This is a genomic window from Pseudomonas khorasanensis (assembly GCF_014268505.2).
Classification (GTDB): Bacteria; Pseudomonadota; Gammaproteobacteria; order Pseudomonadales; family Pseudomonadaceae; genus Aquipseudomonas; species Aquipseudomonas khorasanensis.
This window is the reverse complement of record NZ_JABWQP020000001.1, coordinates 89,326-115,082: the sequence shown is the minus strand read 5'-3', so window position 1 is coordinate 115,082 and position 25,757 is coordinate 89,326. Positions and strand designations below refer to the sequence as shown.

The window sequence follows — 25,757 nt, the reverse complement described above, 5'->3', positions numbered from 1 at the left end:
GTAGGACACTGCCCGGCAGGTTATCAGTTACTGCGCATCGAGTTGCTTGCCACGGGTTTCCGGCAGGCTCAACGCTGCAATGATCACCACGCCATAGGACACCGCTGCGAAGGCACCGATACCCATGCTCAGCGGCACTTTCTGGCTGAGCAGGCCGATCAGTAGCGGAAACAAGGCCGCCAGCGCCCGGCCAATGTTGTAGCAAAAACCCTGGCCTGAACCGCGAATTCGCGTGGGAAACAGCTCAGTGAGAAACGCGCCCATCCCGCTGAAAATCCCTGAAGCGAAGAAGCCCAGCGGAACCCCCAACCAGAGCATCACGCCGTTGCTGACCGGCAGTTGCGTATACAGCAGAACGATGGTGAACGAGCCGACCGCAAACAGGATGAAGTTCTTTTTTCGCCCCAGCAGGTCGGTCAGGTAAGCGCTGATCACATAGCCGACGTAGGAACCGACAATCACCATCGCCAGATAGCCGCCGGTCCCGAGCACGCTCAAACCGCGCTCGTTCTTCAAAAAAGTCGGCAGCCATGAGGTGATCGCGTAGTAACCGCCCAGCGCGCCGGTGGTCAACAGCGAAGCGCGAAAGGTGGTGAAGAGCATGCCGGGCGCGAAAATCTCGTAGAACTTCGCCGGATTTTCCGGGGATTGCGCGGCTTTGGCTTCGCGATAGATCTCCGGGTCTTTCACCAGACGACGCACAAAAATCACGAAAATCGCCGGCACGATGCCGAGGATAAACAGCGCGCGCCAGGCGTCTTCCGGCGGCAATACCGAGAACAGCAGCGCATAAAGAATGGCCGTCAGGCCCCAGCCCAACGCCCATCCGGATTGCACCATGCCGACGGCCTTGCCGCGATCCTTGGCGCGGATCACCTCGCCGATCAGCACGGCACCGGCCGTCCACTCGCCACCGAAACCGAAGCCCATCAGGGTGCGGGCGATCAGCAGTTGTTCGTAGTTTTGCGCGAAGCCGCAGAGGAATGTGAAGAAGGCGAACCACAGCACTGTCAGTTGCAGAGTGCGTACCCGGCCGATGCGGTCGGAGAGAATCCCGGCGACCCAACCGCCTATCGCCGAAGCGATCAACGTGCTGGTATGAATCAACCCCGCTTCGCCGGTGGTGATGCCCCACATCGCAATCAGTGTAGGCACGACGAAGCTGAGCATCTGCGTGTCCATGCCGTCCAGACCGTAACCGATCTTGCAGCTCCAGAACGTGCGGCGCTCCTGCTGGTTGATGTTGCGATACCAGTCGAACGGCCCCGGACGTGCCGTGGCCTTGGGTAAATCGAGGGTGTCGGGAGCACTCATGGCAAATCTCCGCAGGGCTTTTATTGGTCTTGTTCGAAGTCCCGACGACGCCTATCGTGGGAACCGGATGCGTCGATTTTTCGTCGCACGGCCCTGCGGCGTCCAACGAATAAAACCCCGCCTTAGCCATAAAAAAAATTTGTCACCCGAGCCTTTACCATGAACCTGAAGTTTCTCGAGACCTTTGTCTGGGTCGCCCGGCTGAAGAGTTTTCGCCTGACCGCCGACAAGCTGTTCACCACCCAGGCGTCGATTTCCAGCCGCATCGCGGTGCTGGAGGGCGAGCTGGGAGTGAAGCTTTTTCTGCGCGACTCACGCGGGGTGAGCCTGACTCCGGAAGGCCTGAAAGTGCTCGACTATGCCGAGCAGATGCTCGATACCATGGCAGCGCTCAAGCAGTCGATCGAGACCCGTTCAAGCAAGGTCGGCCGGGTGCGCATCGGCGTAATGGACACAGTGATTCACACCTGGCTCAGCCCCTTGGTCGCGCAGATGACCGACCTGTATCCGCGAGTGGAAATCGAGCTGGTGGCGGATACGTCGCTCAATCTCTGCGATCAGCTGCAAAAAGGTTTTCTTGATCTGGTGCTGCAGACCGACCTGATTCGCCACGAAAGCGTGCGTAGCCTGGAGCTGGCGAGTCATCCGCTGGGCTGGATCGTGGCGAGCAACTCGATCTACAACCGCGACTACGCCGACCTCGCTGAACTGGCGCAGGAACGAATCATCACCTATTCAAAAAACTCTCGCCCGCATCAGGACATTCTGGCGTTGATGCAGGTCAACGGCGTCATGGCGCCACGCTTGAATTGCGTGAATTCGGTCTCAGCGATCACCCGGTTGCTGCGTGACGGCTTTGGCATCGGCGCGTTGCCGCCGGTGCTGGTGGCCGAGGAGCTGGCGCGGGGCGAATTGACCTTGCTTGCCATCGATCAGCGACCACCGGATCTGCAGGTGGTGGTGTCGTGGCGGGTCGGGGTGGAATGGGTAGAAGAGATGGTGACGATGTGTCAGCAGGTGCTTGAGGGGTATGCGCAGAAAGTGGGCAAGGACTACATCGCCCTGGCTGAATGACACAAACCCTGTGGAGGGAGCAAGCTCCCTCCACAGGGTTTGTGTTAAATCTCAGAGTCCGCGCACATCGCGGTCTTCGATCGGCCGGCTCTGGCGCAAGCGTCGACCACCCAGCACCACCCAATCGATCAAACGGAACAGACATTCAATGCCGAACGACAGCACCAGCGCACCGCTCATGCCCCAGATCATCGCTTCTGGCGTCAGCAGAATCTGATAGCTGTAGCCGTTCCAGGTTTCCTTGCGGATGTCCGGATCGGCGGCCAGCACCACTTGCAGAAAACGCACGTACCACGGGCCCTGCATCGCCTGGAATTGTTTATCCAGCGCGACCTGGCGGCTGAGCAGCGTGTTCAGGCTGTCGGCATCGCTGCGAAAGATCGGGTCTTCGCTGGCACGGTAATGCGCGACCAGCGCTTGCATATCGCCCTTGAAGAACTGATCGGCAGTGCCCTGGAACCCACGCAAACCTGTTTGCGCTTCGATCAAGTGCGCTTCGACGCGCTGGGCGTAATCATTGATGAAACCCGGTACCTGAACACCGATCAACAGACCCGCAGCAAACAACACCAGCCGTACATAACTGAGCAACATGAATGCAAATCCTTATTCGGTCTTGCCCTGACTGACGCATTCACCGCGTCGCCACAGGCTCCATTGGCCCGGTTCGTATCGGGTCCAGGTTTCGTTTTCGGTCAGCGGTTCGGTGGCGATCACCGTGACCACGTCGTTGGGCGTGGTCTCGGCCTGAAAATCAACGATCACGTCGACGTCCTTCAAGCGCGCCGGGCCGAACGGTGCGCGCCGGGTGATCTGTGCCAGTTTGGTCGAGCAATAACAGAACAGCCAGTCACCGTCGCTGAGCAGGCAGTTGAACACGCCTTTGCTGCGATATTCGGCGCAGGCGGCGACCAGGTCCGGCAACAGCACTTCGATATCGACCGGTTCCGGAAATGCTGCACGCACGCGGTTGAGCAGATCGCAAAACGCCGCCTCGCTGTCGGTGTCGCCAACAGGGCGGTAGAAACTTTTGATCGGGGTGAATTCGGCGAGCTGACCGTTGTGCGCGAAGCACCAGTTGCGTCCCCATAGCTCGCGGACGAACGGGTGAGTATTGGAGAGACAGACCTTGCCGACATTGGCCTGACGAATATGGCCGATGACCACTTCGCTCTTTATCGGATAACGCTGCACCAGATTGGCGACTTCCGATTCGCTGCTCGCGGCCGGGTCCTGAAACAGGCGCAAGCCGCGCCCTTCATAGAACGCGATGCCCCACCCGTCGCGGTGCGGGCCGGTACGTCCGCCGCGCTGCATCAGGCCGGTAAAGCTGAACACGATATCGGTCGGCACGTTGGCACTCATGCCCAGTAATTCACACATGTGCGGACTCTCGGGTTACAGACGCGGCTCGACCCGCATGCGCTGCGGGCTGTTCGGTACCGGCGGGCGACCGTAGCGGTCGTCACCGGCACCGCCGAACGGCTGATCGTCGTCGCGCTCATCGGCACGGGCGGCGGCCTTGGCGGCCTCGGTCTGTTCGCGACGGGCCTTCGAAGCGCGCTCGATCGGCATGCGGATCAACACGAAAACCAGATAAACGCCCAAGGCGATCATGCCGTACATGAACAGGTCGGACACCGCGCGCCAGGCGTTGTTGCCAACCTTGAACAGCATGTCCAGCGCAGTGATGGCGATGGCCGGCGCAACCTTGGCTTTCACCGGATCGACGATGGTCGGGCTGAACAGCAACACCGCCATCAGCACACGCAGCGGCTCGCGCAGCCAGCGCCACATCCAGGTGGTCAGGCGCATCCATACCAGCAGGCAGCCCACGGCGGCAAAGGCGTAAAGGCCCCAGGCGATCAGATAGTCGTTCTCGGTCATGGTGTCCATGGCAAGGCAGGCAAAGAGGCGCTTATAGTAACGACTTTTCGCGCCTGCGGCTTGTCCCAATACCAGACGGCCAGTAGCCAACCCTGTGGGAGCGAGCTCGCTCCTACAAGAGCTGTGGCGATTTGCAAGTCGTGCGAAACCCCTAATTCTTGAATTATCCGAGAGCCTTCCATGTCCGCATCCACCCCCGTCATCAGTGCCCCGATTGCCCACAAGGCGGCCGGCGCCGATCCGTATGCCTGGCTGCAGGAACGCGACACCGATGCGGTGCTCGACTACCTCAAGGCCGAAAACGCTTATCAAGAGGCACAGACCGCCGACCAGGCCGAACTGCGCGAAACCCTGTTCAATGAGATCAAGGGCCGCATCCTCGAAACCGACCTGTCCCTGCCCTCGCCGTGGGGGCCTTACCTGTATTACACGCGCACCACGGCGGGCGACGAATACGCGCGTCACTACCGCTGCCCGCGCCCGGCCGACGACAGCCTGACCCTGGACGAAAGCCGCGAGCAATTGTTGCTCGACCCGAATGCGCTGGCCAACGGCGGCTTCTTCTCGCTGGGCGCGTTCAGCATCAGCCCCGATCATCAGCGTTTGGCCTACAGCGTCGACACCTCGGGCGATGAGATCTACACGCTGTTCGTCAAGGAACTGTCCAACGAAAAGGTCAGCGAACTGGAATTCGAAGACAGTGACGGCAGCATGACCTGGGCCAACGACAGCCTGACGCTGTTCTTCGGCGTGCTCGACGACACCCACCGCCCGCACAAGTTGTTCCGTTATCGCCTCGATGGCACCGCCGCCGAAGAAGTCTTCCATGAGCCGGACGGGCGTTTCTTCCTGCACTGCTATCGCTCCAGCTCCGAGCAGCAGTTGATCCTGTCGCTGGGCAGCAAGACCACCAGCGAAGTCTGGGCACTCGACGCCAACCAGCCCCACCTGCCGTTCACCTGCCTGGCGCCACGGGTTGAAGATCACGAATACGACGTCGACCACGGCCAGCTCGATGGCACGTGGACCTGGTTTATCCGCACCAACCGTGACGGCATCAACTTCGCCCTGTATCAGGCCCCGGACACCGGTGTACCGCCGAGCGAGGCCGACTGGCAGAACCTCATTGCGCACAGCGAAGACGTGATGCTCGACGGTGTGAGCCTCAACACCGAGGCCATGACGCTGAGCTTGCGCGAGGGTGGCCTGCCAATCATCGAGGTACATCCGCAGGGGCTGGCGCCGTATCGCGTGCAACTGCCGGACGCGGCCTACAGCCTCTATGTGCAGAACAGTCTGGAATTTCAGAGCGACCGCATTCGCCTGCGTTACGAAGCGTTGAATCGCCCGGCCCAGGTGCGTCAGTTGATGCTCGCCAGTGGTGAGCAAGCCGTGCTCAAGGAAACCCCGGTGCTTGGCCCGTTCGACGCTGATGCCTACGTCAGCCAGCGCTTGTGGGCGACCGCCCCGGATGGCACGCAGGTACCGATCAGTCTGGTGATGAAGCGCGAGATGGTCGGCAAACCTGTACCGCTGTACCTGTACGGTTATGGCGCGTACGGCTCCAGCCTCGACCCGTGGTTTTCCCACGCGCGACTGAGCCTGCTGGATCGCGGCATGGCTTTCGCCATCGCCCATGTGCGCGGCGGCGGCGAGCTGGGCGAGGCCTGGTATCGCGACGGCAAGCAGGAGCACAAGCACAACACCTTCAGCGACTTCATCGCCTGCGCCGAATTCCTGATTCTCAACGGCATCACCACAGCGGAAAAACTGGCAATCAGCGGCGGCAGCGCCGGTGGTTTGCTGATCGGTGCAGTGCTCAACCAGCGTCCGGACCTGTTCGGCGTGGCGATTGCCGAGGTACCGTTCGTCGATGTGCTCAACACGATGCTCGATCCCGAATTGCCGCTGACCGTCACTGAATACGACGAATGGGGCAATCCTGAAGAGCCGGAAGTGTATGACCGGATCAAGGCCTACGCGCCGTACGAAAACGTCACTGCCCAGCCCTACCCGCCGATGCTGGTGATCGCCGGCTACAACGACAGCCGCGTGCAATATTGGGAAGCGGCCAAGTGGGTGGCGAAACTTCGCGCCACCAAAACCGACGACAACCTGTTGTTGCTCAAGACCGAACTCGGCGCCGGGCATGGCGGCATGAGCGGGCGTTATCAGGGATTACGTGACGTAGCGCTCGAATATGCATTTGTATTCAAGGTTCTGGGCATTGCCTGAGGAACTCTGCCGGTGGCTTGGGTCTTAACTGCAGACCCAAGACCTCCACCGATTCCCTGTGGGGACCGTGTGCCCCCTGGAAACAGTGAAAACAAAAAGACCGCACCGACATGTCAGAACCGACCCTGCTGAACAATGAAATCCGCGAATGGCTGATGGACTGTGGCCTGTTCGATCAATTGCAACTGAGCGACTTCGCGGCCGCTTCCGGTTACTTCAGCATCAGCACCGTGGCTGAAGGCGAGGCGATTTTCCGCGAGGGCGATGCGGGCAGTTTCATGTGCATCCTCCACACCGGCCAGGTCGCCGTGCAGAAAACCGGGCCTGATGGCCAGGTCATCACCATGGCCACCCTGCGCAGCGGCCGGGCGTTTGGCGAGATGGCCGTGCTGGATGGCGAGCGGCGCTCGGCAACCTGCATCGCTGCCAGCGATTGTCAGTTGCTGAACCTGGGCAAGGACTCGCTGGAAAAAATGCTTAACGACGCACCAAAGATCGCCGCCAAGATCATCCGCGCCCTCGCCGTCTCGCTGTCGAAACGCCTGCGCATGGCCGACGGCCAACTGGCGGCGCAACAGGTTTAACCGCCAGGGGACTTCGGCTTGTTGCTGGTCGGTTCAATGCCCGGCACTGGCTGATCCTTGCTGGGCGGGCTGGGCATTTCGATCGGCACCAACGGCGGACTGCCGCTGCCAGCACCGGACTTGGGCAGCGTGATCGGCGTGATCTGCGGATACGGCGTCGGCGTCGCGGTGCCGGGCGAGCCGGGCTGCGGCGTCGGAGCGACGGGAACGTTTTGCTGGGCCTGCGCGGCAGTAATCGCGAGCGCGGCCAGGGTAATGACCGTTAGAATGGTGCGCTTCATCAAGGGCTCCGTTTGGCCTTAGTCTGTGTTCAGGCTACTCCCAACGCGCCTGCTTGCCTTCCCCCTTGTAGAGATTTCCATGAAACGTTTCGTTCTGCTCGACACCACCCCGATTCCCGAAAACGGCGGGGCCCTGTGCCTGTTCGAGTATGGCGAGGATTTCGTCATCAAGATCCAGGGCGGCGACGGCGGGCAATTGATGAACACGCGCATGCACGGATCTGAAGACGCACTGGCCGAAATCCCCTGCCGCAAGGTCGCCGGGCGACCGGATTCGCGCGTGCTGATCGGCGGTCTGGGCATGGGATTCACCCTCGCCTCGGCGCTCAAGCATCTAGGCAAAACTGCCGAAGTCGTGGTCGCGGAACTGGTGCCCGGCGTGGTCGAGTGGAATCGCGGCCCGCTCGGCGAAAAGTCCGGCCGTCCGTTGCTCGATCCGCGCACGGTGATTCGTCAGGAAGATGTGGCCAACGTGCTGCAAAGCGAACCGAACGGTTTCGACGCAATCATGCTCGACGTCGACAACGGCCCCGAAGGCCTGACCCAGAAAGCCAACAGCTGGTTGTACTCCGCCGCAGGCCTGAACGCCTGCGCCAAAGCGCTGCGCCCCAAAGGCGTGCTCGCCGTGTGGTCGGCCAGCGCTGATCGGCAGTTTTCCGACAAATTGAAGAAGGCCGGCTTCAAGGCCGAAGAAGTCCAGGTCTTCGCCCACGGCAACAAGGGCACACGTCATACAATCTGGATTGCGGAGAAGCTCAAGGGCTGAGCTAAACTGGCTGCATAACCGTCATCAGTCTTTCTACAAAGGTGAACCCATGAGTTCGTCCACTCCAACCAATACGTCGAAGCTGGATCGCATCCTCGCTGACAATCAGCGCGACAAGGAAATGGGCTATCGCGACAAGGCTCTGAAGATGTACCCGCACGTCTGCGGCCGCTGCACCCGTGAGTTTTCCGGCAAGCGCCTGAGCGAACTGACCGTGCACCACCGCGACCACAACCACGATAACAACCCGCAGGATGGTTCGAACTGGGAACTGTTGTGCCTGTACTGCCACGACAACGAGCATTCGCGGTACACCGACCAGCAATACTTCAGCGAAGGCTCGCTGAGCACGCCGAAAATCGCCAAGGCGACGCACAATCCGTTTGCGGCCCTTGCAGGCTTGATGAAAAAAGAAGACTGAGCCCGCCATGATCGTTCCCACGCGGAGCGTGGGAATGAGCGGTCTGCCCGCCTTCCTCCAATCCCCGTATAATCGCCCTCTTTTTCCCGAAGGCACCCCGCTCGTGGCAGACAAACGGTACAGCTGCATTGGTTTGTATAACCCCAAATCACCGGAGAACGTCGGTTCGGTGATGCGCGCCGCAGGCTGTTACGGCGTGGCGTCGGTGTTCTACACCGGCAAGCGTTACGAACGCGCCGCCGATTTCGTCACCGACACTAAACGCGTGCACTACGACATCCCGCTGATCGGCATCGATGACCTGAAAAAAATCCTGCCGCTCAACTGCGTGCCGGTTGCCGTGGAACTGGTCGAAGGTGCTCGCCCACTGCCCGAATACACCCACCCGGATCGTGCGCTGTATATCTTCGGTCCGGAAGACGGCTCGCTGGATAAAGAGATTCGTGACTGGTGCGAAGACGTCGTCTATATCCCGACCACCGGTTGCATGAACCTGGCCGCCACGGTCAACGTTGTGCTCTACGATCGCATGGCCAAAGGCTTGAACACCCGCTCAGGACCAAAATTCCGCTGACGCGTCGCACATTCGATGGAACAAGCTGACAGCTGCGGCAGTCAGCTTATCTATCAATCGTACCCTGCCTGGAGATAGATCATGAGCGAGTTCAAACGCGTCGAACGCATCGAATCCACCCCGTTTCAGTCCGGTTCCGAAAAAAACGTTCATGGCTGGGAACGCATCGGCTCGTTGACCGGAGGCGTAATCATGCTGGGCAAGGGCCTTCGCCGAGGCGGCGTGTTCGGCCTGATTCAGGTGGCACTCGGCGGCATGGCCATGGCCCGTGGCATCACTGGGCATTGCTCGGCGAAAAGCCTGCTGGAAAAGGGCCGTCAAGACATGAACAACGCGCGGGCGAAGATCGAACGCGCCGGGGAAGAATTGACCAAATTGAAGACCAATGCTGAAGTGGCCACTGAAACGGCCACTGTTACCGGCAATGATTCGCTGGTCTCGCCGAAGGCCGGGGTTTGATCCGGGATCTTCAGCGCCGCTGATGGCCTCTTCGCTGGCAAGCCAGCTCCCACAGGAATTCGGGTCGTCACGAAATCGATGTACGACGCGAAAAACCTGTGGGAGCTGGCTTGCCAGCGATAGCGATTTACCTGAAGCGAGAAAAATTCAACCCGCCCGAAAAATCAGGTGATCCTCCCAGTCATCCTCCGGCACGCTGCCTTCGGCGAGCATCCGCCCGGACTGGGAAATCCGTTCATGGTGCACCGCATCGCGATCACCGCACACCAGGTGATGCCATAACGGCAAGTCCTTGCCCTCACTGACCAGACGATAACCGCAGGTCGGCGGCAGCCATTTGAATGCTTCAGCCTGGCCCGGAGTGAGCTGGATACAGTCGGGAACGAATTGCAGGCGGTTCGGATAGTCGCTGCACTGACAGGTCTTCAGATCCAGCAGTTTGCAGGCAATGCGCGTGTAATAGACGCTGTTGTCTTCTTCATCCTCGAGCTTTTGCAGGCAGCACAGACCGCAGCCGTCGCACAGCGATTCCCATTCCTCGTGATCGAGTTGATCGAGGGTTTTGCGTATCCAGAACGGTTCGACTTTGGCAGCCATGGCTCGAGCATCAACATCAGGTGGTGAAAAGGCCGCCAGTCTAGTGCCAGCGGACGCGGGGGCCAAGCGCTGGCGACTGTCGGTTATGTCAGACAAGGAAACTCAATAGCCGCGGTTGAAATCCACTTCCCCGCGCAGGCTTTCGCTCGCCTGATAGGCCTTCAGATTCTCGACAAACAACTGCACCATCAGCGCCGGCGAGGTCGGCGCCGAACTGTGCCCGGTCAGCAGAAGGCCCCAGGCCGTCCAGAACGGGTGCCGCTGCGGCAAAGGCTCCTGACGGCAGACGTCGATTACCGCACCGGCCAGGTGACCCTCCTTCAATGCCTCCACGAGGTCGGCATCGACTACCGCGACACCGCGCCCGGCGTTGATGAACAACCCGGTCGGCTTGAATTGCCTGAACAGCGCCGCGTCATAGAGATCGTGAGTGTATTCGGTGTTCGGCAGCAGATTGACCACGTAATCCACCTCGCCCACCAGTCGCGGCAGATCGGCCAGTGAGCCGACTTCGACAAACGGCGCCTGTTCACGGGCGCTGCTGGCGATGCCGTACAGCTCGACGCCGAACGGCAGGAGAAATTGCGCGACACTCTGGCCGATGTCACCGGTGCCGACGATCAGCACCTTGCGCCCGACCAGACTCTGGCCGCTGCGGTTGTCCCATTTTCGCTCGACCTGGCTGACCAGTCGCGCCAGCACTTCACGTTCGTGGCCGAGGATGTACGTCAGAACGTATTCAGCCATGACCTGGCCGAAAATCCCTACCGCGCGGGTCAGGCGGTAATCGCGGCGCAAGCCGTCGACAAGCAGCGGCGTAATGCCGGCCCAGGTCGATTGCAGCCATTGCGGTTGATGGCCCTGGCGCAACAGCGTCGCCAGCAGATCCGGCTGGCCCAGCCACACCGGGCAATCGGCGGCCTGACGGGCCAGCTCGGCGGAGTCGCCGCTCGTCAGGACTTCAAGCTCAGGCAGCGCCTGACGCAGCAGCCGGGCGTATATCGCGTGGTCGTGTTCAGCAATCAGAACGCGCATCTTCAAACCTTTCGCAAACCGTGCAGACGATCGCCTGATTCAGGACGACCGTCGCGGTAAAAACAGTTCCAGGGTTAATCGAGGCCCAGAACAGGGCCTCGCGGATCAGACCGGATCGTTGCGTCGCAGCAACTCTTCGGGCAGGTGCTCAATGTACTCATCCTCGGCCGGTGGCATCTGCAGGTGATAGCCCTGCTTGTCGAGGTTTTCCAGCACCAAGGTGATGTCTTCGCTGGCCAGTTTGCGCTCCGGCGACAGCACCAGATCGAATGAGTGTTTCGCTTTGCCGAACGCCAGCATCAGCGCTTCTGGCACGCGCTCGAGCGCATCGCTTTTGAGCACATAAAGGTACATGCCGCTGCGTTTGGAGCTTTGGTAAATGGAGCAGATACGTTTCAAGGCTGTTCTCCTGCAGAGGCCAGGCTGTCGAGCAGCTTCTGACCCATCAATTCGCGGCGCCAGCCACGCAGCGAATCGGGCAATTGGTAAGGCCCCTCGGGGAAGCCGCTTTTGACCAGCGCTTCGAGGGTTTTCTTGCGCAGCATCAGTTCCGGGGCGATACCCAGACGTTCGGCCTCGGCCTGACCGAGTGCGCGCAGTTGCTTGATCAGCGCCGCCGCTTCGACCGGCAACGGTTCCGGCACTGCCGGCGGCCATTGATCAGGCCCCACACTGCCAGAGCGCTTGATCAGATCAAGCAGAAACTGGCCGTCCTGACGCACGGTACGCGGGTGCATGTCTTCGATCTTGCCGAGCGCCGCGAGATTATCCGGCTGTGTGCGGGCCAGGGGCCATAGCGAGTGCTCGCGCACGATACGGTTGCGCGGCAAGTCGCGGGCGCGGGCCTCGCGCTCGCGCCAGGCGCACAGCTCTCGCAGCACGGCGAGCTGTGCCCGGGACAGCTTCCACGCCAGTTTGGCCTCGCGATACACCTCGTACGGATCGGTTTCGCGGCGCAGGTTGGCAACCAGTTCGGCGCCATCCTCCAGCACCCAGGCAAACTTGTCGTCGGACAGTTTGGGGCGCAGTTCCACGAACACTTCCGCCAGGTGCACGGCGTCTTCAGCGGCATAGCTGATTTGCGTCTCGGACAACGGACGCTGCAACCAGTCGGAGCGGGTTTCGCCCTTGGGCAGTTCGATGCCGAGCACTTCCTGCACCAGCCGCGAATACCCCATCGAGAAACCGAGGTTCAGATAGGCCGCCGCCAATTGTGTGTCAAACAGCGGCGCCGGCAGGCTGCCGGTCAGGCGCAGCAGCACTTCGAGGTCTTCGCTGCAGGCGTGCAGGACTTTGAGCACCGCCGGGTTTTCAAGCAACGCTGCCAGAGGCTGCCAGGCATTGATGGTCAGCGGATCGATCAAGTAGGCGCGCTTGCCGTCGCCGATCTGCAGCAGGCCGGCAATCGGGTAGAAGGTGTCGACCCGCATGAATTCGGTGTCGAGGGCAACGAACGGCAGTTGCTGCCACTCGGCGCAAAACTGCGCGAGACTTTCGTTGTCGCGAATCCAGTGAATATCGATAGCCACACGGCTCTCCCTTGAAGAATGGCGCGCAGTATATATCGCCACCGGGGATTTACGCGCCTGAGAAGGACAAGAGCTGTAAGGAAATGTCTTGCCTGTCAGCAAGAATAGTCTGACAGGAGAAAGAGAAACGACCGTCGTGCATGCGCTACGGGCGGATGCCGCCTCACTCCTTGGCCAATACGCCGTCGACCACCGCGCCCCGGCAACCGGCAAACATGTCCAGCGCTGGCTGATACACCGTGCTGCGCACTTCCAGCAGGCCGAGCATCGAGTGGAACAGGTTGTCCTGACTCAGCGGCTTGTCACGGCTCATTTGCAGGCAATGAGTGTCGACCGAGTAGGCCTTCTGGTAGTTGTCGGAAAACCACGCGAGCATCGCCACATGCTTTTGCTGCTCGGGCGCGAGCATATAAGGCGTGCCGTGCAGGAACAGGTTGTACTCGCCCAGCGACTCGCCGTGATCCGACAGATACAGCATGGCGGTGTCGACTTTGTCCTGATTGCTGCGCAACACATCAATCAGGCTCGACAGCACATGGTCGGTGTACACCAACGTGTTGTCGTAACCGTTGACGATGCTTTCGCGACTGCAATTGTTCAGCGCATTACTTTCACAGACCGGGGTGAAGTGCTCATATTCCTTGGGGTAGCGCTTGAAGTAATCCGGGCCGTGGCTGCCCATCTGGTGCAGAACCAGCACGGTGTCCTTATCCAGATGATCGATAAAGCTTTGCAGACCCTGCAGCAGGATTTCATCGCGACATTCGCTGTTGGCGCACAGAGCAGGATCTTGCAACTTGCTGACGTCCTGTACCGTGACGCGGTCGCAGGTACCTTTGCAGCCGGACTGGTTATCACGCCAGATCACATCGATGCCGGCGCGTTTGAGCACATCGAGCAGACCTTCCTCGTTCTTTGCCTTGCTGGCGTTGTAATCCTTGCGACCCATGTTGGAGAACATGCACGGCACCGAGACCGCTGTTTCAGTGCCGCAGGAATGCACATCGGTGAAAGCGATCAGCCCCGCCTCCTTGTCCAGTTGTGGCGTGGTGTCACGGTCATAACCGAGAATGCCGAAGTTCTGCGCCCGGGCACTTTCGCCCACCACCAGCACGGTCAAGGATCTGCGCGGCTGAAACTTCAAGTCAGGATTACGCTGGGCGTCTTCGCCGATCTTGACGAACGGCTGCTGCGCCGAGACTACTTGCTCCTGGAGATAGCCGATGGAGGCGCCGATGTAATTGCTCGGCACCAGCATCAGGCGAATTTCGTGGTGATTGCGAAACAATGAAGACAGCCCCTGGTAGTTCGCCAGCGCTACACCACCAATCACCGCTGCGGACGCGACGCTGACGATGACTTTGCTGAACAACTCACGGTGCCAGCGTCGATAGTTGATTGGCAGTTTCCATAACAATAAACACGGCAAAACGCCCAGGAAGAAAATATAAGCAAACAACTTCCACGAGAGCAGATCCCGTACTTCCGTCACGTTGGTTTCAGCGAAGTTTCGAAACATGCCTGCGTCGATCATCACGCCATATTGGCTCATGAAATAAGCCACACCGGCGCTCATTAAAAACAGCAACGTCAGTAGCGGTTTAAGCAGCGGCCGGAACGCGAATAACGTCAGTACGATATTGAAAGCTGCAAAAATCATCACGCCGAACGCCACGCGCATGGCGATACCCTTGCCATCGGCCGCGGTGATTTCAAACAAATGTTGCCAGAGCACCAGATTGAAACCGATCAACAAAAAGGCGCTGGCAAACAACGTCACCCATTCGGGGCGCGCGGCTTTTAAGTTCAACATGATGAGTGAGTGTTCCTGTAAGAAGAGCCTCGTTAATTGTGAAAAAATCATTCACCGAGGCATGACAAACTTTAGGTGGCCATAGATCAATTTTTCGTGAAAAAGATGCTAACGATTAGTTGTACCGAGGCGACAACGTTAAACTTTGCAAGTATTTGAGAATGGTTCAGGTTTTATTCAGATTCAGGCATTTCGCAATTTCCTCTGTGGGAGCGAGCCTGCTCGCGAAAGCGGAGTGTCAGCAAGCCTATGTTTGTCTGAAGGAACGCATTCTCGAGCAGGCTCGCTCCCACAGGGGAACAGGCGGTGTTATGGAGTTTTTAGGTTTGCTGCGCGATTTTCTGATTTGCCGATGTGCGCGCCGCCACGCCTAATCATCAGCCTCTGCAATCGAAGATCCGCTGATGAATCAAACACGCCCCGCTGTATGGCTGATGCTGGCGATCGTCCTCGTCGCACTCAACCTGCGTCCATCAATGGCCGCCATCGGGCCGCTGTTGTCGACGATACGTGGCGACATCCCGTTGAGCTTCACACTCGCCTCGTTGCTGACGATGCTGCCGGTGATGGCCATGGGGCTGGCGATGTTTTTTGGCATTGCCATCAGCCAGCGCCTGGGCGAACAGCGCACGGTGCTGCTGTCCCTGCTGATCATTGGCCTGGCAACGCTGTCACGGTTGTTTATCAACTCGGCGCTTGAGCTGATCGTCAGCGCGATATTGGCCGGCTTCGGTATTGCGATGATTCAGGCGTTGATGCCGGCGCTGATCAAGTCGCGTTTCCCTGACAATGTCGCGTTGTGCATGGGTGTCTACGTAACGTCCATCATGGGCGGCGCCGCGATTGCCGCTTCGTTTGCACCGCTGGTGATGATCCGCACCGGCAGCTGGCGCATGGGACTGGCCATCTGGGCCGGGTTGGCGCTGCTCGCGCTGGCGTTCTGGTGGCTGCAAAGGACGAACAGGCCAGCCGCCTTGTCCGCACCCAATAATGCGTCCTTCTTCAGCAACGCCCGCGCCTGGTTACTGGCCGTTTTCTTTGGTTTGGGAACAGCGTCTTACACCTGCGTTCTCGCCTGGCTCGCACCGTATTACGTGGAGAAGGGCTGGAGCGAACAAAACGCCGGCCTGGTGTTGGGTTTTCTGACAGCGATGGAGGTCATTGCCGGCCTCGCAGTCCCGGCCATTGCCAATCGCAGCCGTGATCGCCGTGGCGTGCTGATCGCATTGATTTTGCTGATCATCGGCGGTTTTTGTGGCCTGATGACCGGCCCGCCGAGCCTGGCCCTGCTTTGGCCAGCCTTGCTGGGTCTGGGCATTGGCGGTCTGTTTCCGATGAGCCTGATTGTCGCGCTGGATCACTGCGACGAGCCGCAGCGCGCCGGTGGCCTGACCGCGTTTGTACAGGGGATCGGTTATCTGATCGCAGGAATGTCGCCGCTGCTGGCAGGGATGATTCGCGATCGACTGGGCAGTTTCGAAGGCGCGTGGTGGGCGCTGACTGCTGTGATGGCGGTCATGCTGTTGATGGTTACCCGTTTCGATCCGCGCCACTACGCACGCCACTTCCCGAGTGCAATCTAGAGGCCTCTGGCCATCTTTTCCGCACGAAATGGGCAACGTCGTGTTGCTAAAAGTTTCTGTCCCAGATGTGTCCGTGAAACGTCCTACAAGGGTTTCTCCTGGCACCATCGTTCCGTTAGGATCGTACGCACACGTTTGCGCGAATTCTGCGCAAGGGGCACAGCGAGACGGAACTCATGCTGAACAGTAATTTGCTTCGCAAGCTCGATATGCAGGATCTGATGGTTTTCGTCGCTGTGTACGAGCAGAGCAGCGTCACCGATGTTTCGGAAACCCTGTTTGTCAGCCAGTCCACCGTCAGTTATTGCCTGAAAAAACTGCGCACCAGTTTCGAAGACGAGCTGTTCATCAACACGCGCACCGGCATGCGTCCCACCTACAAGGCCTGCAGCATGTATGGCCATGTGCAGAAGATCCTCGAGAGCATCAACCTCTGCCACGCCGGGGCCCCGGCCTTTGACCCGAGCCGGCAGGCGGTCACGTTCGATATCTGCGCCCCGGAATACTTCGAGCAACTTATCTTGCCGCGTCTGTTGAAGCGCTTCGACTTCGATGACTTGCCGGTAATGGTCAACATGCACAAGTTCGAAACCGATGTGCCGGCCGACGAATTACGCGACGGCAGCCTCGATCTGGTGATCAGTTTCGGCCCCCACTTCCACCGTCAGCATGCGGATCTGAAATCGCGGATGTTGCTGGAAGATGATCTGGTCTGCGTCTTCGACAAACGCGCCACGCCGCTGGAACCGCGCCTGAGTCTGCAAGCCTTCACTGAACGCCGGCATGTGTTTCCGACGCCCTGGACCTCAAGCACCAACATGGTCGATGGCTGGCTGGCGCGCCAGGCGCAGAAACGTCACATTGTCGCGCGATCGAACAGCTACAGCGCCGCATTGAAGATGATCACCGGCACTGACTTTATCCTCACCCTGCCCCGGCGTATCCAGCGCTTGCTGACCAACGACGCAGTATTCAATCATTGCGAGGCGCCGAAGGGCTTGCCGGGCTTCACCCTCGACATGCAATGGAGCCAGAACGCCGATCAGGACAGCGCCAACGTCTGGCTGCGTGAGCAGGTGATTGAGGTGTGCAGCGAGCTCGAATCGGTTTGAGCCTTATAAGCCAATGGCCGCTTTACTGTAGGACTCGCGATCGATATCGAGCAGTTCGACGCACAGTTGCAGCTCAACGCCGGCTGGCCATTCACACAGGTCCTGGAGCGCTGTCAGCAGGCTTTGCGACAACTGTTTCTTGATTTCCGCCGAGCGCCCACTGAGCAACGCCAGCTTCACATGAACGAAAGCGCGTTCACCCATGGCGGTGCCGACCTTGAAGGTCTCGACCTTGATTGCACGGCTCTTGATATCGTGTTCCGCCCCGAACTGACCGGAACCCACCAGCGTGTTATTCAGCCGGATCAGGGCAACGTCTGGGTTCAACTGCGGCAGGTTGGCGGTGTATTCCATGTGCAGGTGTGGCATTGCGGATCTCCGGTCGATGGATGCGGGGGCGTACATATACCACAATCACACACCGTCCTTTGTGGGAGCGAGCCTGCTCGCGAAAGCGTCCTGCCAGGTTGCACATCCGCGCCTGCCGAACGGCTTCGAAGCAGGCTCGCTCCCACAGGGATGCGTGGCATCTGTTAGATCTGAATAAGCGGCCGTTCGCTCATGAATGCTTCCAGCCGCGAACGCAGCCAGCGCTCGGCCGGGTCGCTGTCGACGTGGCTGAGCCAGACCATCGACAGGTCCAGGGTCGGCGTCTTGAACGGAAACGGTTCCTTGAACAGCAGCCCGGAAGCCGCCATTGCCGCTGCGGTGTAATCCGGCAGGCTGGCGATCAGATCCGTACCGGCCAGCAGCGCCGGCAGTGCGCTGTACTGCGGCACCGACAACACCACCTGGCGCGTGCGACCCAGTTCCGCCAGCCACTCATCGGCGAAACCACAGACATTGGCCGTGTGCGACACCAGAACGTGCGGACGAGCGCAATATTCGTCGAGGGTCAGCGGTGTAGCCGAGGCATCGGCGCGCAGGATGCTCGGCTGAATATGCCGCAGCAACTTGCGTTTGGCATTGGCCGGCAGGCCACGGGTCTGGCTGATGCCGACGGTGATATCGCCAGCGGCAAGCAGGTCGGGAATGCGCCAGTAATCGACGTGCTGGACGACGAACACCACGTTCGGCGCCTCTTGACGCAATGCACGCAACAGCGGCGGCAGCAGGCCGAATTCGACGTCATCGGACAGGCCGATACGAAAGGTCATGGTGCTCGTGGCGGGGTCGAAATCGCGGGTCAGGCTGAGCGCCACGGAGAGCGAATCCAGCGCTGGTTTGAGATGGCGAAAAATGTCTTCGGCGCGGGCCGTTGGTTCCATGCGATGACCGACGCGGATGAACAGCGGGTCGTTGAGCATCGTGCGCAAGCGGTTGAGCGCCGAGCTGATGGTGGGCTGGCCGAGGAACAGTTTTTCCGCTGCCCGGGTCACGTTGCGTTCGAGCATCAGGGTCTCGAACACCACCATCAGGTTGATGTCGGCCTTGCGTAGTTCATTGCGGTTCATCCATTGCCCCCTGCGCCCCCGGACTAGCGGCAGTGTAGAAAGGCCCATGAAGCGCGTCCATGGGCCGGTGCGCCATCAAGCGCCATGCCAGTTCAATGGAGGGTCAAAGCCCGAATTCCGATGGCCAGTTTGCGCGGATCGAGTCCCATGCCCAGGGCCCTCGGGGTGATGGCGTTGGCGTACCTGAAACGAATCACCAATACACCTTCACGCTCGATCCGCTCCTGGACGTCGGCTGGCAGATCAACCTTGACGATGTTCGCTTCGGGCTTGCGCAAGCGAGTGGACAAAACCGGCACCTCGTTGACGAAGATCTCCAGTGACTGCTCGTTATGCGACTGCGCAATCAGGGCATTGGCTTCCAGCAAAAATGACTTCACCAAAGCCTCGGGTCGCAGAATGATTTGCGATTCGTCGCCCTCGGACCACGTCCCCCACGGTTCGCTTTTCGACCATCCGTTGCCCAGAAAAAACGTCGCCAGGCTTGTAACGTCGAAGGTCACCCTGGCGTCCGGCTTGAGGGACGAGATCAGGGTCAGCGGATCGACCGCCGTAATCGGCGTACATTCGGCGCAACGCTTCCAGCCCGGCGCCAGCACGTTCAAACCGTCGATTCTGGCGAGCACATCTGTCTCGCGGTTCAGGGTCAGCGCTGCCGGCAACACGCTGCGGCTATCGAGCACGTACAGCGTATCGGCGGCGTATCGGCCAGAGCTGACCATCTGGTCTGACACGGCCTGCGCCGCCTCGGTGGCGCGAGTACTCACGCGCCCAAGGTAGACGGCATTGGTCGGCAAGTGATGGCGCCCGGCAAACTCGGCCAGCGTTATCCATTGCTCCGGATAATTCTCCGGACGCAGCCATCGCACGGCCTGATAATGCCGCGCAGCCTGATCCCAGAACGGATCAACCAGCGGCGTCTTCCATTGTGACGCGGGCGTGACCATGAACAGTTTGCGTGACTCTCCCCAGCCGGACCGCGTATCCGCCACCTGCAGCAACAAGGCAATGCTCAGCAGAACCCGCGCGGTGCGCGAAGCGTGCCCACGAATCACAACGTACAGGATGGCGAAAATGGCCATATACATGACGGGCCAGACCATCCGCCCCGAACCGCGAAATATCGTCGCCACGGCCACCAACGCATCCGGCAACGGAATATGCAGCTCGAAGGGCCCGACACCCACGTTGTTGGAGACGGCAAACAGCCCCAGGCCCGCCAGCGCGAGCAGCAGCAACGGGTAACGGCGCGCTTTGATGCCAACATCCGTCCCACGTTGCAGCCACGCCAGGAAAGCGCAGATGAGCAAAAAGACCACGCCGAGCCCAAGGAATGCGAACCCGTCGCCATCGCCCAATACACCGGGCATGTCCCGCAACGCAAAGGACCACTCACCCGGGTCAAGGAAGCTCAGCACATTGGCACGGAACAGGCCGTAGCCCATCAATGCCAGCCCGTCGTCGCCGACGCTGAAGTAACCCGCCTGCCAGCAACACAGACTGACCAGCAAAAACAGGCCGACCAGCTCACCCAGGGCTTTGCCCGGCGCCAGGTGGCGCCGCAGGGTATGGGCTGCAAGGTCGGCCAGCCAGATCAGTGCAATCATCGCCAGCAGGTAAGCGTGCACCAAAGCCGCCACCGCCAGCAGCGTCCCCCACGCCAGACAACGTTTGGGCGTGAATGGCCGCAGCGCCAGATAAAGCGCAGCCAGCAGCATGAAATGCCCCCCCAGAGACAAGTGCACACTCATGCGAATCAGCATGGCCGGAATGAATACAAACAGCCCGGCGCCGAGCAGCTTCAGCACCGAGTCGCGGGTCAGCAGGCCGAGCAGTTTCCAGGCAAACCAGCTCTGCAGAACGAAGCACGTCAGCAACCAGAGCCCGAAATACTGGAACGGCTCAGGCAACAGCGCCGAGAACGGTTTGAACAAAAAAGCGAACAGAGGATTAGAATCGGAAAAAATCAAGCCGTTGCTCAACTCAAGTCCATAGGATGGATTGAGGCCCAACGGAAAGCTCCACGGAGAATGCCGGAAAAACACCCACCCCTGGTAATGGGTGGCCGGGTCGCCATCGCCCAGCCACGCAATGTTCGTCGGGTCCAGCGCACGCGGGCCGACCACGATAAAAAACGCCAGAATTCCCAAAAGCACAGGCAACAGCACAGTGGCCCGAGGTGTCGAGCAAAGCTTCATCGATACGTCCAGAAATTGTGCAAAACGAAGGTAAACGCTGGAATCGTCAGGGCCACTGCGCCTATTCCGAGCAGATCATTCAAGCCGGCCATTTGCGCGGCCCAGGCGACAGACATTGCCAACAGAAATCCACAGGCCGATACCGACAAGAAGCGCAGCAACGTGCGCCCATGCAAACGGGCCGAAAAACTCCAGGTGGTGTTGATCACATAAGACACCACAGTCGCCACAGCAAATGCAAAACCATTGGCCAGCGGCGGCTCGGGTGCGATGAAACGGATGAACAACACCGCCACCACCGCATGCAAAGCGGTGACGAACAGCCCGGTCAGCGCAAAGCGGACGCCGCGCCGGATCAGCGCGGATCTATCGCTGGCGATCACGGTTTCTGCGCCAGCACGAAAACACTCAAACCCGCCACGCGATTCATCCCCATCAAGCGTAATTCCAGACGGCAAAGGGCCTTGAGCGCCGTGTTGACCAGCGGGTGATGCCGCTTGAGTTGCGATTGCGGCTTCACACCCCTGGAGCCCTGTGGCAATAACCGCAACGCCGCAGCGATCGGGAACACCGCACCGAAGTAATAGGCACCGCGCTGCACGGTCAACCCGGCATCGTCCGCCAGCGTTTCGAATTGCGCGAGGGTGTAGCGACGTTTGTGCTCGAGGAAATCATCGTGACCGCTCCAGAGAAACTGAAACGCCGGCACTGTCATCAGAAAACGGCTGCCTGAAGGCACCTTGGCGACGTAACTTTTGAGCAGGCCGAGGTCGTCGTCGACATGCTCCAACACGTCCATCAGCAACACCAGATCCGCATCGAGGCTGTCAATGCAGCGCCGGTAGTGCACCGGTTTGCCAGCGGTGGTGGCACTTGAATCGGCGGGATAACTGATGTCGACGCACCACGCTTCACGCGCGTCGGTATGAGTCAGCAGATGATGGGAGAAAAATCCCGAGCCGGCGCCGACATCGAGTATTCGACGGATCGCCGTGTCACCCAGCAAACGCCGGGTAGCAGCCGCTTTGGCGCAGTAATACCAATGCGCGTCGATGCTGTCGCCGAGGATGTCGGTTTCCTTGAGATCCATAGGTCAGTCCTTGGGGTCGTAGACGCGACGCACCAGAAAAACCGGCCGGCGTTTGGATTCGATATAAGTGCGGCCGAGGTATTCACCGAGCACGCCGATGCCGATCAATTGCAGCCCGCCCAGAAACGTCACCGCGACCATCAATGACGCGTAGCCTGGTAAATCGACGCCGTGGATCAACGTGCGCAAGACGATGAAAATCGCGAACGCAAACGACACCAGCGAGACCGTCGCCCCCAGATAAGTCCAGACGCGCAGCGGCTCGGTGCTGAAACTGGTGATGCCTTCAAGGGCGAAATTCCACAGCCGCCAGCCATTGAACTTGCTCTGCCCGGCCATGCGCTCGGGGCGTTCGTAATCGACATGGGTGGTGCGAAAGCCGACCCAGGCAAACAGGCCTTTCATGAAGCGGCGCGACTCGGGCAGGGTCAACAAGGCATCGACCACGCAGCGATCCATCAGGCGGAAGTCGCCGACGTTTTCCGGTAAGGGCTGCTCGGCGATGCGGTTGTGCAGACGATAGAACCAGTGCGCGGAAGTCTGCTTGGCCCACGTGTCGCTGCGGCGGCTGACGCGATGGCCGAGCACCACTTCGTAACCTTCGCGCCAACGCTCGATCATCTGCAGAATGACTTCAGGCGGATCCTGCAGGTCGACATCGATCGGTACCACAATCTTCCCGGTTGCCGTGTGCAAACCGGCGGACAGCGCCGCTTCCTTGCCGAAATTGCGGCTCAGGTCGACGATGCGCAGACGCGAATCGCCCTGCTGACGCTCAAGCAGGTGTTCAAGCGTCGCATCGGTACTGCCGTCATTGACGAATACCAGTTCAAGGTCGATCGACGCTTGTGTCTGAAAGACCTCATCGATGCGCAAGAGAAACGTGTCGAGGCTCTCCTCTTCGTTAAAAACGGGGATCACCAGCGACAACGTCACCTTCCCGGCCTGTTGCGTTCCGTGCTCAGTCAAAGGAGTGCTCTTTTTATAGTGTTTGTCGGTCGTCGAAGGTATGTCGACACCATGAGCCGTTCCGTATTAAGCAGGAGCACGGCCAGTCGCGCAAGCGGGGGGCGGCGTCATATCGGCCAATTCGCAAGTCGGTTGCGGTGCTCTGGGCTGGGTCTTTCAGAAACATCCGCGAACGATTGGAAACAAATCCTCGATAGCCAAAAAAAACGCCTGCGCTAGGCTTGCGTCGATGCGCCACACAGGCTGTCGCACACAACTCGCAGGGAGCGAACCGTATGTATTTCGAGATATACCGACAAATCCGAGGCACACCGAGCACTGGCAAAGGCCAATGGCGCTGGCGGCTGCGCGCGCGCAATCACGAGACCGTTGCGAGTGGCGAATCGTATGTGAACAAGGCTGATTGCCTGCACGTGATCTCGCTGATCAAGGGCGTGCAGGGAGAGACGCCGATCAAGGAGATTTGAGCGACATCGCCTTCAGCACCCTCTCCTGCCGGGAGAGGGTTCATTTGAGGCTTGCGCCGTTTGTCGCCATTCAAAGCCTTTATTTGAATGCTCGTCAGCGGTGCTCATCAAAGGTGCATGTACTGCAATTTTTGCTGCCATGCACTCAAGGATTTCAGCCATGTCCCATGAGCACCATTTCCTCATCAGCTTCATCCTCGACAACCAGCCACAGAGCCGCTCGCTGACCCATGATGGCGACACGCTGGACCCCGGTCTGGCAGAAACGCTACTCAAGACTGCTTTCCCCGAATTAAAAGCGGCTACGTTGAGCGATGTCCAGGTGCAGAAACGCACCAGACACGACGAAGGCAACAACACTCCCGGCCACTACCAGCAGCCGTGAGCTGTTCGGAGACAGCCACCGTCCACTGAATCTGCGGAGGGTTATTCGCCATGAAATCACTTGCCGCGATTTGCCTCGCAATCCTGGCGCTGGGCACCCAGCCGGGCAACGCGGAAACAATCGACGCCTTCATCGAAGAAGCGGCCCAGCAGAGCCTGTTCCAGAACAACAGCGCACGCATCGCGCTGGAAAAGAGCGCCTTGCCCGAGGTCAGAGACTTTGCCAAGCAGATGATCGCCGACCACGAACGTTTCGATAAACAGTTGAGGCAATTGGCGCAAAGCCAGCGTATGGCGGTTCCCGGCGAGCCGTCGACGGCATCGAAAGCCAGGCAGCTGCGCCTTGAATCAAGGGACGAATCCTTCGACCGCATTTACATCGACAGCCAGGCCGAAACCCTCGAGCAAAGGCTGATGCTGTTCAAGAAAGAAGCCATGTCATCGCAAAATCCGCAGCTCAAGGCCTTCGCCCAATCTGACTTGCCGGGTATCGAGAAACAGGCAAAAAAAGCCCGGGACCTTCAGGAAAAACTCAAGCCTTCAGCCGGCGCACTGACCGCACCCGAGCCCTAGATCGAGTTCGCAGAAAACGGTTCAAGGAGAGCCCATGAAACCCATTGTTCGGCAGTCTCGCCGACCTCGACACCCTGATCTTGGCCGGTTTCGGCTATCGATGGTTTCGCCGTAGAGGCTCAAAATTGTAGAAGAACTACGGCGACAAGCACGGCGATTACTGCCGAAACCGCCGTCACCTGAGTCGAAGTCAACGCCAGCGCTGAATCGCGCGATCGCCCGACGAAGCGACCGCGTGTCTGGTGCAGGGACGGCTGCGGTTCGAACAGGTTGTCCGGGTGTTGGTTGTCTTCAGGTTCATCGGTCTGCTGCCCCTTCCACGCCGCGCGGGCCATCAACCGGTCAAGCAAACCCGGCATGACCGACTGGCCGACAATCGCCTTGATCGTCGCCCCACCGAGCCACAACTCACGGGGTGGATGTTTGACCACGCTGAAAATCGCCCGCGCCGCGACATCCGGATCATGGATCGGCGGCACCGGTTGCGGGCGCTTGGGCAGTTTGTTGCGCGCCCAGTCAAACTGCGGCGTGTTCATGGCGGGCAGTTGCACCATGCACACCCGGATGCGGCTGTGGTCATGGAGCAATTCGCAGCGTAATGAATCGGTGAAACCCCGCACTGCGAACTTCGCCGCGCAATACGCCGCCTGCAGCGGAATGGCGCGATACGACAATGCCGAACCCACTTGAATGATCAGCCCCTTGTTGCGCGGGCGCATCAACGACAACGCTGCCAATGTGCCGTGAACCGTGCCCAGATAGGTCACCTGCGTAACGCGCTCGATCTCTGCGGCCGACAAGTGTTCTATCGGCGAGAGCACCGTGACCATGGCCGCATTGATCCAGATCGCCAGCGGCCCGAGCGTGGCTTCCAGTTGCTCAGCGGCCTCCTGCACGGCGAGCGCATCGGCGACATCGACGCTGACGCTGCTGACCTGCACGCCATACGCCTGCAGCTCCTGTTGCGTGGCGGCCAGTCCTGCCGGATCGCGCGCCAGCAGACCGATTCGATAGCCGCCAGCGGCGAAGCGATGGGCCACCGCGCGACCTACGCCGGCGCTGGCACCGGAAATCACCACCAACGGTTGTTCCTGCATGGCGCGTCCTCCCTGACGGTCAGTCGATTGGCCCAATATTGATCATCAGGTCCTCGCCCAGGCCTTGCACCTTGGCCAGCACATCAACCGGCGTCTCGCTGGAGAAATGCACGACATAGCCCATGCCGCTGCCATCTTCTTCAATCGCGCTGACCCACAGCTCGACCTCATAGGCGTCCAGCCCCAGAGCCTGGGCGAACTGCCGGTTGCGGTGATCGGTATCGGTTTCATCCATTGGATAATCGCTCATTGCACACGCCT

The 25,757-nt window shown here is 59.8% G+C and carries 30 protein-coding genes; 12 read left to right on the top strand and 18 right to left on the bottom strand.

What is annotated here, in order from left to right:
• Positions 1–27: 27 nt before the first annotated feature.
• A complete protein-coding gene (locus tag HU727_RS00605; RefSeq protein WP_186532165.1) occupies positions 28–1,314 on the bottom strand; it encodes an MFS transporter in 1,287 nt (428 codons plus the stop codon).
• A gap of 159 nt (positions 1,315–1,473) precedes the next feature.
• Here HU727_RS00605 and HU727_RS00600 point away from each other — a divergent pair, with 159 nt between their 5' ends.
• Entirely contained in the window at positions 1,474–2,388 is a 915-nt protein-coding gene (locus tag HU727_RS00600; RefSeq protein ID WP_186532166.1) for a LysR family transcriptional regulator, read from the top strand.
• Between the two features lie 51 nt (positions 2,389–2,439).
• On the opposite strand, the gene HU727_RS00595 is transcribed toward HU727_RS00600, so the two are convergent.
• Genes HU727_RS00595 through HU727_RS00585 form a run of 3 tightly spaced genes read right to left on the bottom strand, consistent with a single transcriptional unit; the run spans position 2,440 to position 4,284 of the window.
• Complete coding sequence (locus tag HU727_RS00595; protein WP_186532167.1) at positions 2,440–2,982, bottom strand: DUF2937 family protein; 543 nt, start codon at positions 2,980–2,982, stop codon at positions 2,440–2,442.
• Between the two features lie 12 nt (positions 2,983–2,994).
• Positions 2,995–3,771 (bottom strand): class II glutamine amidotransferase, encoded by a 777-nt coding sequence (locus HU727_RS00590; protein ID WP_186532168.1) that lies wholly within the window; start codon positions 3,769–3,771, stop codon positions 2,995–2,997.
• Positions 3,772–3,786: 15 nt separating this feature from the next.
• A complete protein-coding gene (locus tag HU727_RS00585) occupies positions 3,787–4,284 on the bottom strand; it encodes an MFS transporter (RefSeq protein ID WP_186532169.1) in 498 nt (165 codons plus the stop codon).
• Between the two features lie 171 nt (positions 4,285–4,455).
• Here HU727_RS00585 and HU727_RS00580 point away from each other — a divergent pair, with 171 nt between their 5' ends.
• Complete coding sequence (locus HU727_RS00580) at positions 4,456–6,510, top strand: S9 family peptidase (RefSeq protein ID WP_186532170.1); 2,055 nt, start codon at positions 4,456–4,458, stop codon at positions 6,508–6,510.
• A 110-nt stretch (positions 6,511–6,620) separates the two neighbouring features.
• Positions 6,621–7,094 carry a cyclic nucleotide-binding domain-containing protein gene (locus tag HU727_RS00575; protein ID WP_186532171.1) on the top strand — a complete coding sequence of 158 codons (474 nt, stop codon included), beginning with the start codon at positions 6,621–6,623 and terminating at the stop codon, positions 7,092–7,094.
• Here HU727_RS00575 and HU727_RS00570 read toward each other — a convergent pair.
• Positions 7,091–7,375 (bottom strand): hypothetical protein, encoded by a 285-nt coding sequence (locus HU727_RS00570; protein ID WP_186532172.1) that lies wholly within the window; start codon positions 7,373–7,375, stop codon positions 7,091–7,093. The genes HU727_RS00575 and HU727_RS00570 overlap by 4 nt on opposite strands.
• Before the next feature lie 79 nt (positions 7,376–7,454).
• Between HU727_RS00570 and HU727_RS00565 the strand changes: the two genes are divergently transcribed.
• From HU727_RS00565 to HU727_RS00550, 4 genes are all read left to right on the top strand, one after another.
• The gene (locus HU727_RS00565) at positions 7,455–8,141 is read left to right on the top strand and encodes a spermidine synthase (protein ID WP_186532173.1); all 687 of its coding nucleotides are present in this window, start codon (positions 7,455–7,457) and stop codon (positions 8,139–8,141) included.
• Between the two features lie 49 nt (positions 8,142–8,190).
• Positions 8,191–8,562 carry a YajD family HNH nuclease gene (locus HU727_RS00560; RefSeq protein ID WP_007911336.1) on the top strand — a complete coding sequence of 124 codons (372 nt, stop codon included), beginning with the start codon at positions 8,191–8,193 and terminating at the stop codon, positions 8,560–8,562.
• 103 nt (positions 8,563–8,665) lie between these two features.
• Entirely contained in the window at positions 8,666–9,136 is a 471-nt protein-coding gene (locus HU727_RS00555) for an RNA methyltransferase (protein ID WP_007911337.1), read from the top strand.
• 81 nt (positions 9,137–9,217) lie between these two features.
• Positions 9,218–9,595 (top strand): YgaP family membrane protein, encoded by a 378-nt coding sequence (locus HU727_RS00550; protein ID WP_186532174.1) that lies wholly within the window; start codon positions 9,218–9,220, stop codon positions 9,593–9,595.
• 147 nt (positions 9,596–9,742) lie between these two features.
• On the opposite strand, the gene HU727_RS00545 is transcribed toward HU727_RS00550, so the two are convergent.
• From HU727_RS00545 to HU727_RS00525, 5 genes are all read right to left on the bottom strand, one after another.
• Entirely contained in the window at positions 9,743–10,192 is a 450-nt protein-coding gene (locus HU727_RS00545) for a YcgN family cysteine cluster protein (RefSeq protein ID WP_186532175.1), read from the bottom strand.
• 102 nt (positions 10,193–10,294) lie between these two features.
• Complete coding sequence (locus HU727_RS00540) at positions 10,295–11,227, bottom strand: D-2-hydroxyacid dehydrogenase (protein ID WP_186532176.1); 933 nt, start codon at positions 11,225–11,227, stop codon at positions 10,295–10,297.
• 105 nt (positions 11,228–11,332) lie between these two features.
• Positions 11,333–11,626 (bottom strand): YcgL domain-containing protein, encoded by a 294-nt coding sequence (locus HU727_RS00535; protein WP_186532177.1) that lies wholly within the window; start codon positions 11,624–11,626, stop codon positions 11,333–11,335.
• Positions 11,623–12,756: a ribonuclease D gene (rnd, locus tag HU727_RS00530; RefSeq protein ID WP_186532178.1), complete on the bottom strand. Its 1,134-nt coding sequence runs from the start codon at positions 12,754–12,756 to the stop codon at positions 11,623–11,625. The genes HU727_RS00535 and rnd overlap by 4 nt, the downstream gene beginning before the upstream one ends.
• A gap of 163 nt (positions 12,757–12,919) precedes the next feature.
• Positions 12,920–14,569, bottom strand: a complete 1,650-nt coding sequence (locus tag HU727_RS00525; RefSeq protein ID WP_186532179.1) for a phosphoethanolamine transferase — start codon at positions 14,567–14,569, stop codon at positions 12,920–12,922.
• Positions 14,570–14,973: 404 nt separating this feature from the next.
• Between HU727_RS00525 and HU727_RS00520 the strand changes: the two genes are divergently transcribed.
• Both HU727_RS00520 and HU727_RS00515 read left to right on the top strand, forming a co-directional pair.
• Positions 14,974–16,152: a cyanate transporter gene (locus tag HU727_RS00520; protein WP_186532180.1), complete on the top strand. Its 1,179-nt coding sequence runs from the start codon at positions 14,974–14,976 to the stop codon at positions 16,150–16,152.
• A gap of 176 nt (positions 16,153–16,328) precedes the next feature.
• Entirely contained in the window at positions 16,329–17,264 is a 936-nt protein-coding gene (locus HU727_RS00515; RefSeq protein WP_186532181.1) for a LysR family transcriptional regulator, read from the top strand.
• 3 nt (positions 17,265–17,267) lie between these two features.
• On the opposite strand, the gene HU727_RS00510 is transcribed toward HU727_RS00515, so the two are convergent.
• The 6 genes from HU727_RS00510 to HU727_RS00485 all read right to left on the bottom strand — a co-directional run bounded on the left by HU727_RS00510 (position 17,268) and on the right by HU727_RS00485 (position 22,975).
• Positions 17,268–17,633 carry a 5-carboxymethyl-2-hydroxymuconate Delta-isomerase gene (locus tag HU727_RS00510; RefSeq protein WP_186532182.1) on the bottom strand — a complete coding sequence of 122 codons (366 nt, stop codon included), beginning with the start codon at positions 17,631–17,633 and terminating at the stop codon, positions 17,268–17,270.
• 164 nt (positions 17,634–17,797) lie between these two features.
• Positions 17,798–18,718 carry a LysR substrate-binding domain-containing protein gene (locus HU727_RS00505; protein ID WP_186532183.1) on the bottom strand — a complete coding sequence of 307 codons (921 nt, stop codon included), beginning with the start codon at positions 18,716–18,718 and terminating at the stop codon, positions 17,798–17,800.
• A 92-nt stretch (positions 18,719–18,810) separates the two neighbouring features.
• Complete coding sequence (locus HU727_RS00500; protein ID WP_186532184.1) at positions 18,811–20,916, bottom strand: DUF6311 domain-containing protein; 2,106 nt, start codon at positions 20,914–20,916, stop codon at positions 18,811–18,813.
• Positions 20,913–21,299 (bottom strand): GtrA family protein, encoded by a 387-nt coding sequence (locus HU727_RS00495; RefSeq protein ID WP_186532185.1) that lies wholly within the window; start codon positions 21,297–21,299, stop codon positions 20,913–20,915. The genes HU727_RS00500 and HU727_RS00495 overlap by 4 nt, the downstream gene beginning before the upstream one ends.
• A complete protein-coding gene (locus HU727_RS00490) occupies positions 21,296–22,006 on the bottom strand; it encodes a class I SAM-dependent methyltransferase (RefSeq protein WP_186532186.1) in 711 nt (236 codons plus the stop codon). The genes HU727_RS00495 and HU727_RS00490 overlap by 4 nt, the downstream gene beginning before the upstream one ends.
• Before the next feature lie 3 nt (positions 22,007–22,009).
• Complete coding sequence (locus tag HU727_RS00485) at positions 22,010–22,975, bottom strand: glycosyltransferase family 2 protein (RefSeq protein ID WP_186532187.1); 966 nt, start codon at positions 22,973–22,975, stop codon at positions 22,010–22,012.
• A 275-nt stretch (positions 22,976–23,250) separates the two neighbouring features.
• On the opposite strand from HU727_RS00485, the gene HU727_RS00480 reads away from it, so the two are divergent.
• The 3 genes from HU727_RS00480 to HU727_RS00470 all read left to right on the top strand — a co-directional run bounded on the left by HU727_RS00480 (position 23,251) and on the right by HU727_RS00470 (position 24,399).
• The gene (locus HU727_RS00480; RefSeq protein ID WP_186532188.1) at positions 23,251–23,442 is read left to right on the top strand and encodes a YegP family protein; all 192 of its coding nucleotides are present in this window, start codon (positions 23,251–23,253) and stop codon (positions 23,440–23,442) included.
• 160 nt (positions 23,443–23,602) lie between these two features.
• The gene (locus HU727_RS00475; protein WP_186532189.1) at positions 23,603–23,827 is read left to right on the top strand and encodes a hypothetical protein; all 225 of its coding nucleotides are present in this window, start codon (positions 23,603–23,605) and stop codon (positions 23,825–23,827) included.
• Between the two features lie 50 nt (positions 23,828–23,877).
• On the top strand, positions 23,878–24,399 hold the full coding sequence (locus HU727_RS00470) for a DUF4142 domain-containing protein (protein WP_186532190.1): 522 nt from the start codon (positions 23,878–23,880) through the stop codon (positions 24,397–24,399).
• Between the two features lie 119 nt (positions 24,400–24,518).
• Here HU727_RS00470 and HU727_RS00465 read toward each other — a convergent pair whose 3' ends face one another.
• Together HU727_RS00465 and HU727_RS00460 are read right to left on the bottom strand one after the other, a co-directional pair.
• The gene (locus HU727_RS00465) at positions 24,519–25,496 is read right to left on the bottom strand and encodes an SDR family oxidoreductase (protein ID WP_186532191.1); all 978 of its coding nucleotides are present in this window, start codon (positions 25,494–25,496) and stop codon (positions 24,519–24,521) included.
• Positions 25,497–25,515: 19 nt separating this feature from the next.
• Positions 25,516–25,746: a hypothetical protein gene (locus HU727_RS00460; RefSeq protein ID WP_186532192.1), complete on the bottom strand. Its 231-nt coding sequence runs from the start codon at positions 25,744–25,746 to the stop codon at positions 25,516–25,518.
• Between the last annotated feature and the right edge of the window lie 11 nt (positions 25,747–25,757).

Bases quoted from the DNA above. Each gene is read 5' to 3' on its own strand.
- HU727_RS00525 (WP_186532179.1), bottom strand. From the start codon at position 14,569: ATGTTGAACTTAAAAGCCGCGCGCCCCGAATGGGTGACGTTGTTTGCC.
- HU727_RS00570 (WP_186532172.1), bottom strand. From the start codon at position 7,375: ATGAAGCGCACCATTCTAACGGTCATTACCCTGGCCGCGCTCGCGATT.
- HU727_RS00565 (WP_186532173.1), top strand. From the start codon at position 7,455: ATGAAACGTTTCGTTCTGCTCGACACCACCCCGATTCCCGAAAACGGC.
- HU727_RS00580 (WP_186532170.1), top strand. From the start codon at position 4,456: ATGTCCGCATCCACCCCCGTCATCAGTGCCCCGATTGCCCACAAGGCG.
- HU727_RS00505 (WP_186532183.1), bottom strand. From the start codon at position 18,718: ATGAACCGCAATGAACTACGCAAGGCCGACATCAACCTGATGGTGGTG.
- HU727_RS00515 (WP_186532181.1), top strand. From the start codon at position 16,329: ATGCTGAACAGTAATTTGCTTCGCAAGCTCGATATGCAGGATCTGATG.
- HU727_RS00540 (WP_186532176.1), bottom strand. From the start codon at position 11,227: ATGCGCGTTCTGATTGCTGAACACGACCACGCGATATACGCCCGGCTG.
- HU727_RS00490 (WP_186532186.1), bottom strand. From the start codon at position 22,006: ATGGATCTCAAGGAAACCGACATCCTCGGCGACAGCATCGACGCGCAT.
- HU727_RS00480 (WP_186532188.1), top strand. From the start codon at position 23,251: ATGTATTTCGAGATATACCGACAAATCCGAGGCACACCGAGCACTGGC.
- HU727_RS00590 (WP_186532168.1), bottom strand. From the start codon at position 3,771: ATGTGTGAATTACTGGGCATGAGTGCCAACGTGCCGACCGATATCGTG.
- HU727_RS00520 (WP_186532180.1), top strand. From the start codon at position 14,974: ATGAATCAAACACGCCCCGCTGTATGGCTGATGCTGGCGATCGTCCTC.
- HU727_RS00595 (WP_186532167.1), bottom strand. From the start codon at position 2,982: ATGTTGCTCAGTTATGTACGGCTGGTGTTGTTTGCTGCGGGTCTGTTG.
- HU727_RS00465 (WP_186532191.1), bottom strand. From the start codon at position 25,496: ATGCAGGAACAACCGTTGGTGGTGATTTCCGGTGCCAGCGCCGGCGTA.
- HU727_RS00500 (WP_186532184.1), bottom strand. From the start codon at position 20,916: ATGAAGCTTTGCTCGACACCTCGGGCCACTGTGCTGTTGCCTGTGCTT.
- HU727_RS00510 (WP_186532182.1), bottom strand. From the start codon at position 17,633: ATGCCACACCTGCACATGGAATACACCGCCAACCTGCCGCAGTTGAAC.
- HU727_RS00545 (WP_186532175.1), bottom strand. From the start codon at position 10,192: ATGGCTGCCAAAGTCGAACCGTTCTGGATACGCAAAACCCTCGATCAA.
- HU727_RS00585 (WP_186532169.1), bottom strand. From the start codon at position 4,284: ATGGACACCATGACCGAGAACGACTATCTGATCGCCTGGGGCCTTTAC.
- HU727_RS00575 (WP_186532171.1), top strand. From the start codon at position 6,621: ATGTCAGAACCGACCCTGCTGAACAATGAAATCCGCGAATGGCTGATG.
- HU727_RS00600 (WP_186532166.1), top strand. From the start codon at position 1,474: ATGAACCTGAAGTTTCTCGAGACCTTTGTCTGGGTCGCCCGGCTGAAG.
- HU727_RS00560 (WP_007911336.1), top strand. From the start codon at position 8,191: ATGAGTTCGTCCACTCCAACCAATACGTCGAAGCTGGATCGCATCCTC.
- HU727_RS00460 (WP_186532192.1), bottom strand. From the start codon at position 25,746: ATGAGCGATTATCCAATGGATGAAACCGATACCGATCACCGCAACCGG.
- HU727_RS00470 (WP_186532190.1), top strand. From the start codon at position 23,878: ATGAAATCACTTGCCGCGATTTGCCTCGCAATCCTGGCGCTGGGCACC.
- HU727_RS00475 (WP_186532189.1), top strand. From the start codon at position 23,603: ATGTCCCATGAGCACCATTTCCTCATCAGCTTCATCCTCGACAACCAG.
- HU727_RS00605 (WP_186532165.1), bottom strand. From the start codon at position 1,314: ATGAGTGCTCCCGACACCCTCGATTTACCCAAGGCCACGGCACGTCCG.
- HU727_RS00550 (WP_186532174.1), top strand. From the start codon at position 9,218: ATGAGCGAGTTCAAACGCGTCGAACGCATCGAATCCACCCCGTTTCAG.